The sequence below is a fragment of the Herminiimonas sp. CN genome, from assembly GCF_000622895.1.
In the GTDB taxonomy this organism is placed as follows: domain Bacteria; phylum Pseudomonadota; class Gammaproteobacteria; order Burkholderiales; family Burkholderiaceae_D; genus AVCC01.
The window spans coordinates 1-7,859 of the sequence record NZ_AVCC01000117.1 but is presented as its reverse complement, the minus strand read 5'-3'; the positions used below and the strand labels follow the sequence as shown (position 1 = coordinate 7,859).

Sequence of the window (7,859 nt, the reverse complement as noted above, 5' to 3'; positions counted from 1 at the left end):
GTTCTCACTAAGTAAAAAATAGTCGTTTATTGTAACGTGGACTGGACAAAGTCCGATAACGCTTCATTGTATTTTGGATAATCCTGTTATGTTGCGATGCAATATTACAATTTCCGTAAAATATATACTTTCTGTGTGAAAACATTGTTTAACTAATTGATTTATATGGATTTATTTGCTGAACTTGTATTTCCATGCAGAAATATTTTTGAATTATGTCAAAATTTTCTTGCGGCGCACAATAATTTGACTATAATCAGGCCATCGATTGTCACAGTGGAAATCCGCAATGCCAATCATGCAGTTGTCTCCTCCACCATCCTAATCGGTGTGGATTTCAACCCGAAACCTACGCGCTTCGGGTTTTTTTTGCCCGCAGCATTCCGGCCAGGTCCAGGTCGTGCCGGCGTTCTCACCGGATTTGACGTCCTATCACTGAAGGGGCTATAATTTGCGGCTTTCCTTTTGCTCAGGGAAGTAAATAAGGGCGAGTCCGCACGGTCGGCAGCGATGGTACGGAACCACCAATTTGAGCGAGTTAATCTAGTTAGGAAGTCAACATGAAAACTTTTTCCGCTAAGGGCCATGAGGTCAAGCGCGAGTGGTTGGTGATTGACGCGACGGACAAAGTCCTCGGACGTGTTGCCAGCGAAGTGGCACTCCGACTGCGCGGCAAGCACAAACCGGAATTTACCCCGCACGTCGATACAGGCGATTTCATCGTCGTCATCAATGCCGGCAAGCTGCGTGTCACTGGCACCAAGGCAACTGCAAAAACATACTACCGCCACACTGGCTATCCAGGCGGTATCTATGAAACCAATTTCCTGAAGATGCAACAGCGTTTTCCAGGTCGCGCGCTCGAGAAAGCGGTCAAGGGCATGCTGCCCAAAGGCCCGCTCGGCTACGCGATGATCAAGAAGCTCAAAGTGTACGCGGAAGGTTCCCATCCGCACGCTGCGCAGCAACCCAAAGCACTTGAACTCTAAGGAATAGACATGATCGGTAACTACAATTACGGAACCGGCCGTCGCAAGAGTGCAGTGGCTCGCGTCTTCATCAAGGTCGGCTCAGGCCAGATCATCGTGAACGGCAAACCTGCCAGCGAATACTTCTCGCGCGAAACCGGTCTGATGGTAATTCGTCAGCCGCTGGAACTGACCAGCAACCTCGAGCGTTTCGACATCAAGGTCAACGTCCACGGCGGCGGCGAGTCCGGCCAGGCTGGCGCGGTACGTCACGGCATCACCCGCGCTCTGATCGACTACGATGCAACTTTGAAGCCAGAGCTGTCGAAAGCCGGTTTCGTGACACGCGATGCGCGTGAAGTTGAACGTAAAAAGGTTGGTCTGCGCAAAGCACGTCGCGCAAAGCAATTCTCCAAGCGTTAATCTTTTCGGCGTTGCGACGCGGCCTGCATTATTTGCATGGCTGTGTCCCGGTCGAAAAAAGCAAAAGCCGCCAGGTTTATCCCCGGCGGCTTTTTTCATGGGGAAAGCCGATTCTGCCAGCAGGGCCTTTATGACGATTCGCGCTGTGCGCTGTTAAAATGTCAAATTAAGTTCAGGCAATCAGGAAAGAACATGATCAAAGTCGGTATCGTCGGCGGCACCGGTTACACAGGCGTCGAATTGCTGCGCCTGTTAGCGACCCATCCGCAAGCCCAACTCGCTGCCATTACTTCCCGCAAGGAAGATGGCGTGCCGGTGGCGGATATGTACCCGTCGTTGCGCGGGCGCGTGGCGCTGGCCTTCTCGGCACCGGAAAAAGCCCGCCTGACCGAGTGCGACGTGGTGTTCTTCGCCACCCCGCACGGAGTCGCCATGGCGCAGGCGCAGGAGTTGCTCGATGCCGGCGTCAAGGTGATCGATCTGGCCGCCGACTTCCGCCTGCAGGACACCGCACAGTTCGAAAAATGGTACGGCATGCCGCACAGTTGCCCAGGCTTGCTGGCGGAAGCCGCCTACGGCTTGCCGGAATTGAACCGGGCCGCGATCAAGCGCGCCCGCATCGTCGGCAACCCCGGCTGTTATCCGACCACCATGCAGCTCGGTTTTGCGCCGTTGCTGAAGGCCGGCGTGATCGACCCGGCGCACCTGATCGCCGATTGCAAATCCGGCGTCTCGGGCGCCGGCCGCAAGGCCGAGATCGGCTTCCTGTTCGCCGAAGCCGGCGATAATTTCAAGGCTTACGGCATCTCCGGCCACCGCCATACGCCGGAAACGGTGGAGCAGCTGCAGCGCATGACCAGCGCAAAGGTCGGCTTGCTGTTCTCGCCGCACCTGGTGCCGATGATACGCGGCATGTATTCGACCCTGTACGCCCGCCTGGCTACGGAAATCGACAACCAGGCGCTGCAGGCGCTGTTCGAGCAAGCCTACCGGGACGAGCCGTTCGTCGATGTGATGCCGTTCGGCAGCCATCCCGAAACCCGCTCCACCCGTGCTTCCAACATGCTGCGCCTGGCGCTGCACCGGCCCAACAACGGCGACACGGTGGTAGTGCTGGTGGTGCAGGATAATCTGGTCAAGGGTGCATCCGGGCAAGCGGTGCAATGCATGAATCTGATGTTCGGTCTGCCTGAAACCACCGGTTTGCTGCATGTGCCGGTCTTGCCTTGATGTAATGTGTTGGCAGGCGCGGGAAAGTCCCGGAACGTATTCGGGCGCGTCCAATGCATGAGTTGCGGCAAGCGCCTATAATCTTTTTATATTGTCCCTTAGTAGGAGTCTGAAATGAATGCCGTTACCGAAATGCCTGCGCCGATAATTTTCACCGACAGCGCCGCACAAAAAGTCGCTGACCTGATCGCCGAAGAAGGCAATCCCGAGTTGAAGTTGCGCGTCTTCGTCCAAGGCGGCGGCTGCTCGGGCTTCCAGTATGGCTTCACTTTTGACGAAGTCGTCAATGAAGATGACACCACGATGAGCAAGAATGGCGTGCAGTTGCTGATCGATTCGATGAGCTACCAGTATCTGGTCGGAGCCGAGATCGATTACAAGGATGACCTGGAAGGGGCACAGTTCGTAATCAAGAACCCGGGCGCCAGCAGCACTTGCGGTTGCGGTTCTTCATTCTCGGTCTGAGTCTTTGTGCAGCACCCAAAAAAGGACGCCGCCGGCGTCCTTTTTCAGTTCCTGAATTATTCTTTATTGCATGGGGTATATCGTAAAATATGCTGTTTCCATATGTAAAATATGCGGTATTGAAAAATACAGGCTGCCGTATATGTGGCGGCGAAATTCCTTTAGTGGGGGTATAGCGCACCCAGAATGCGCAAGCCGCTGGCGCCGGTGACGGCCGGCAGGTTGCCGGGCTGGCGTTGCAGGAAGCGTTGCGCCAGCCATGCGAAGGCCAGCGCTTCGACCTGGGTTGGCGCCACGCCCAGCGCATCGGTGGACAGCACGCGAGCATCCTGTTCGCGCATCTGCAGGGCAGCAGCCAGTTGCGCGACCAGGTGCGCATTGTAGGCGCCGCCGCCGCACAGATAGACTGCGGCCGCGCCGCTGGCATGACGCGCAATGGCGTCGGCCAGGCTGGCGGCGGTGAATGCGCTCAGGGTCGCCTGCACATCCGCTGCCGCTACGGTCGGGAAGGCTTGCAGCTTGTCGTCCAGCCATGCCAGATGGAACAGGTCGCGTCCGGTGCTCTTGGGCGGCGGCGCTGCCAGATATGGTTCCCGCAGCAGCGCCTGCAGCAGCGCTGCAAGCACCGTGCCGCTGGCGGCCCAGGCGCCGGCGGCGTCGTATGGCAAGCCTCGGTGGCGGGCGATCCAGGCATCCAGCAGCATATTGCCGGGGCCGGTGTCGAAGCCGATAGTGTCGAGCATGCCGGCATTGCCGCTGCCGCCGAGTACGCTGATGTTGCTGATGCCGCCGATATTGGCGACTACCCGGGTTTCTCCGGTCTGGCTGAAGACCGCTTGGTGGAAGGCCGGCACCAGCGGCGCGCCCTGGCCGCCGGCGGCGATGTCGCGGCTGCGAAAATCGGCGATGACGTCGATTCCGGTCAGTTCAGCCAGCAGCGCCGGATTATTGGTCTGGCGGGTATAGCCGAGTTCGGGACGGTGCCGGATGGTCTGGCCATGCACGCCGATCGCGCTAATCCTGCCGGCGCTACAGCCGGCTCTGGCCAGCACCTGTTCGACGCAGGCGGCGTAATGATGCGCCAGCGCATTGGCGCTCAGCGCTTCGCGTTCGATCTCGTTATGGCCGGCCGTTTGCAGCGCCAGCAGTTCGGCCCGCAGCGCATCCGGAAACGGGATATACGCGCTGGCGATGGCCCGAATCGGGCTGCCGCCATCGGCCGCGAAGGCGGCGAGCACGCCGTCCACGCCATCCAGGCTGGTGCCGGACATGAGGCCGATGGTCAAATTGTCGGAGCAGGATTTCGGCATAAGTGAATCGCGTATTGCAGACTGATATTTAAGAAACGGTGGCTGGAGTCATGCAGCCACCGTTTGTACTTGCAGCGTGATCGCCGTGGCGGGCATTGCACTCCGCCATGGCTGCCAAGCTACCTGGCCAGAGCCAGTTTGACCGGGTTGTCCTGCTGCCGCAGCAGGGCGAAGCGATGCATGATGTCGCCGGTTACCTTGCGGAATTGCTGCAACTGGGCCGCCGTCATCGGCTGCGCGTTCGGCACATTGACCGACATCGGATCGAGCGCCTCATTGCTGACACGGAATTCGTAATGCAGATGCGGGCCGGTAGCCCAACCGGTGGCGCCGACATAACCGATCACGTCGCCCTGGCTGACCTTGCTGCCCTTGTGCATGCCGGGTGCAAAACGGCTCATGTGGCCGTAAGCGGTCGAATAATTGCTCCAGTGCTTGATGACAATGAAGTTGCCATAGCCGTTCTGGGTGCCGACAAAATCCAGTACGCCATCGCCCGAAGCGCGGATCGGAGTGCCAGTCGGGGCGGCGAAATCGACTCCCTTGTGCTGTTTCCACTGGCCCAGAATCGGGTGTTTGCGCATCGAGAAGCCGGATGAGATGCGGGAGAATTCGAGCGGCGACTTGAGGAAGGCCTTTTTCAGCGATTTGCCGTCGAAGCCGTAATAGCCGCCGCCCTGCTTGCTGCCCGGTTCCTGGAACCAGACCGACTGGTAGGTGGTGCCGTCATTGACGAATTCACCGGCCAGCACCCGTCCGGTGCGCACCAATTCACCGTTTTGCCAGTAGGTTTCATAGATCACATTGAAGCGATCGCCCTTGCGCAAGTCGGAGGCGAAGTCGATATCGGTGGAGAACATGTCGACCATCTGGCTCGCAATCGGGTCCGGGATATCGGCACTGTCGGTGGCGGCAAAGAGCGATGAATTGATCCGGCCGGAGCGCATTTCGACCCGCATTTCAACCGCCGCGGTTTCTTCCGCGGCCTTGAAGTTGTTGCCATTGCGCGCAATCAAGAGGTTTCTGGCAGGACTGTCGCGGCCGCTGGCGACCTGGGTGCGCAACCATTGCAGTCTGCCGTCGTCGGCGGTCTGTACCTGCACCCTCTTGCCGGCGTGCAATTGCAGCACGCTGCGCGCGGTGCTGTCGGACTGGATGAAATTCACCGCTGCCGCATCGTTGATGCCGAGCCGGCCCAGCAAAGTCGCCAGCGTATCGCCGGCCCGGACTTTTTCTTCACGCATGAAGTATTGCGGGGCGGATTGCTCGAGCGCCGCGATTTGCTGCGCCAGGTTGGGCAGCGCCAGTTGCTGCTCGATGGTGTTGACCGGCAGATCGGAGGCGTCCGGCGCCAGCGGCGCGACGCCGATGGCGCCGAACGCGCATGCCGTCAGAAACAGGGCGGTGGCCGAGATGATCCGGGTCTTGCGCGAGGTGCCCGACACCAGCCTGCGGGCCGAGTCGAGACTCAGGTATTTATGATTTGGTTGCATGCAATCAGTTAAAATTTGTCGTTTCGTGCGGATACGTTTTCTTATTGTTTTTGTATTGACTAGCGGCAAGGTGGAAAATAGTCAAGGATTATAGCAAAGTCGAAATCGTCAGCACCCGTTAGCCTTTGAAAGTGGAATAAAGTTAAAAACATGAACGCTCAATCCCAATCCGCCCCAGCCGATCGCGCAGCACCATCCGGAACGACAGCAACGCTGCCGGTGTCGGACCGGGTGCAGGAGGCGCTCGCCGTTACCAAGCGCGGCGTCGACGAACTGCTGATCGAAACCGAATTCGCGCAGAAGCTGGCGCGCGCCGAACGCAGCGGGAACCCGCTGCGCATCAAGCTCGGGCTCGATCCGACCGCGCCCGACCTGCATCTGGGCCATACCGTGGTGCTTAACAAGATGCGCCAGTTGCAGGATCTGGGTCATAACGTGATCTTCCTGATCGGCGACTTCACCTCGATGATCGGCGACCCGTCCGGGCGCAACGCGACGCGCCCGCCGCTGACCAGGGAGCAGATCGAACTGAATGCGATGACCTACTTCAAGCAGGCCAGCCTGGTGCTGGATGCCGAGAAGACCGAAATCCGCTACAACTCCGAATGGTGCGACCCGCTGGGCGCGCGTGGCCTGATCGAGCTGGCCTCGCACTCGACGGTGGCGCGCATGATGGAACGCGACGATTTCAACAAGCGCTTCAAGGCCAATACGCCGATTTCGGTGCATGAATTCCTGTATCCGCTGATGCAGGGCTACGATTCGGTGGCCTTGAAGAGTGACCTCGAACTCGGCGGCACCGACCAGAGATTCAATCTGCTGATGGGGCGCGAACTGCAGAAGGATTACGGCCAGGAACCGCAGTGCATCCTGACCATGCCGCTGCTGGAGGGGCTGGACGGGATCGAGAAGATGTCGAAGTCGAAAAACAATTACATCGGCATCACCGAGCCGGCCAACACCATGTTCGCCAAGGTGATGAGCATTTCCGACGTGATGATGTGGCGCTATTACGAACTGCTGTCGTTCCGTTCACTGGCCGAGATCGCCGGTTTCAAGGCCGAAGTCGCGGCCGGCAAGAATCCGCGCGATGTCAAGGTGGCGCTGGCGCAGGAGATCGTGGCGCGCTTCCATTCGGCCCAGGCGGCGGTCGATGCGCTGGCCGATTTCGTCAACCGCTCCAGGGGCGGCATTCCGGACGAGATCCCGGAGCTCAGCCTGTCCGGTGCGCCGCTCGGCATCGGCCAACTGCTGAAACAGGCCAATCTGTGCGCCTCCGGCTCGGAAGCGCTGCGCATGGTCGAGCAGGGCGGAGTGCGGATTGACGGCAACATGATTTCCGACAAAGGTTTGAAGGTGGAAGCTGGCACCATGGTGCTGCAGGTCGGCAAGCGCAAGTTTGCCCGCGTCACGCTGGCGTAAGGCGGCGCGATGATTGCATTGCTGCAGCGGGTGACGCAGGCCCGGGTGGCGGTCGATGGCGCCACCGTCGGCGCCATCGATGCCGGTTTGATGGTGTTGCTGTGCGCCGAGCGCGGCGACGGCTTCAAGCAGGCCGATGCGCTGCTGGCGAAATTGATCGCCTACCGCGTGTTTGCCGACGACGCCGGCAAGATGAACCGCAGCGTGGCGCAAGTGCAGGGCGGCTTGCTGCTGGTGCCGCAGTTCACGCTGGCGGCCGACACCCAATCCGGCACCCGGCCGTCGTTTACGCCGGCGGCGGCGCCCGAGGAAGGCCGCCGCCTGTTCGATTATTTCGTGGCGCAGGCGCGCTTGCGGCATCCGCTGGTGGAGAGCGGGCACTTCGGCGCCGACATGCAAGTCACGCTGACCAACGACGGCCCGGTGACGTTCTGGCTGCAGGTCAGGCCGGTTGCCTGAGATCCCGGCGTGTTATGGATTTTTTTGTGGGGTATGCCTTAAAATACTGGTTTTTCGCAGTAATTTACTGTGATTATTAAAATAACGTA

At 59.2% G+C, this 7,859-nt stretch carries 8 protein-coding genes; 6 read left to right on the top strand and 2 right to left on the bottom strand.

Features of this window, described 5'->3' with window-relative positions:
* The first annotated feature begins 560 nt into the window (after window positions 1-560).
* The 4 genes from rplM (at window position 561) to erpA (ending at window position 3,086) form a co-directional block, all read left to right on the top strand.
* Window positions 561-989 carry a 50S ribosomal protein L13 gene (rplM, locus tag HMCN_RS0116465; RefSeq protein ID WP_025918413.1) on the top strand — a complete coding sequence of 143 codons (429 nt, stop codon included), beginning with the start codon at window positions 561-563 and terminating at the stop codon, window positions 987-989.
* 9 nt (window positions 990-998) lie between these two features.
* On the top strand, window positions 999-1,391 hold the full coding sequence (gene rpsI, locus HMCN_RS0116460) for a 30S ribosomal protein S9 (RefSeq protein ID WP_025918412.1): 393 nt from the start codon (window positions 999-1,001) through the stop codon (window positions 1,389-1,391).
* Between the two features lie 192 nt (window positions 1,392-1,583).
* Window positions 1,584-2,621, top strand: a complete 1,038-nt coding sequence (gene argC / locus HMCN_RS0116455; RefSeq protein ID WP_025918411.1) for an N-acetyl-gamma-glutamyl-phosphate reductase — start codon at window positions 1,584-1,586, stop codon at window positions 2,619-2,621.
* 114 nt (window positions 2,622-2,735) lie between these two features.
* A complete protein-coding gene (erpA, locus tag HMCN_RS0116450; RefSeq protein ID WP_025918410.1) occupies window positions 2,736-3,086 on the top strand; it encodes an iron-sulfur cluster insertion protein ErpA in 351 nt (116 codons plus the stop codon).
* Between the two features lie 161 nt (window positions 3,087-3,247).
* Here the strand turns inward: erpA and HMCN_RS0116445 are convergent, their stop codons facing one another.
* Window positions 3,248-4,396, bottom strand: a complete 1,149-nt coding sequence (locus HMCN_RS0116445; protein ID WP_025918409.1) for an anhydro-N-acetylmuramic acid kinase — start codon at window positions 4,394-4,396, stop codon at window positions 3,248-3,250.
* Window positions 4,397-4,515: 119 nt separating this feature from the next.
* A complete protein-coding gene (locus HMCN_RS0116440) occupies window positions 4,516-5,889 on the bottom strand; it encodes a M23 family metallopeptidase (RefSeq protein WP_025918408.1) in 1,374 nt (457 codons plus the stop codon).
* A gap of 150 nt (window positions 5,890-6,039) precedes the next feature.
* On the opposite strand from HMCN_RS0116440, the gene tyrS reads away from it, so the two are divergent.
* Together tyrS and dtd are read left to right on the top strand one after the other, a co-directional pair.
* Window positions 6,040-7,311, top strand: a complete 1,272-nt coding sequence (tyrS, locus tag HMCN_RS0116435) for a tyrosine--tRNA ligase (protein WP_025918406.1) — start codon at window positions 6,040-6,042, stop codon at window positions 7,309-7,311.
* A 9-nt stretch (window positions 7,312-7,320) separates the two neighbouring features.
* A complete protein-coding gene (gene dtd / locus HMCN_RS0116430; RefSeq protein WP_025918405.1) occupies window positions 7,321-7,770 on the top strand; it encodes a D-aminoacyl-tRNA deacylase in 450 nt (149 codons plus the stop codon).
* Window positions 7,771-7,859: the final 89 nt, after the last annotated feature.

Bases quoted from the DNA above. Each gene is read 5' to 3' on its own strand.
- rplM (WP_025918413.1), top strand. From the start codon at position 561: ATGAAAACTTTTTCCGCTAAGGGCCATGAGGTCAAGCGCGAGTGGTTG.
- rpsI (WP_025918412.1), top strand. From the start codon at position 999: ATGATCGGTAACTACAATTACGGAACCGGCCGTCGCAAGAGTGCAGTG.
- argC (WP_025918411.1), top strand. From the start codon at position 1,584: ATGATCAAAGTCGGTATCGTCGGCGGCACCGGTTACACAGGCGTCGAA.
- erpA (WP_025918410.1), top strand. From the start codon at position 2,736: ATGAATGCCGTTACCGAAATGCCTGCGCCGATAATTTTCACCGACAGC.
- HMCN_RS0116445 (WP_025918409.1), bottom strand. From the start codon at position 4,396: ATGCCGAAATCCTGCTCCGACAATTTGACCATCGGCCTCATGTCCGGC.
- HMCN_RS0116440 (WP_025918408.1), bottom strand. From the start codon at position 5,889: ATGCAACCAAATCATAAATACCTGAGTCTCGACTCGGCCCGCAGGCTG.
- tyrS (WP_025918406.1), top strand. From the start codon at position 6,040: ATGAACGCTCAATCCCAATCCGCCCCAGCCGATCGCGCAGCACCATCC.
- dtd (WP_025918405.1), top strand. From the start codon at position 7,321: ATGATTGCATTGCTGCAGCGGGTGACGCAGGCCCGGGTGGCGGTCGAT.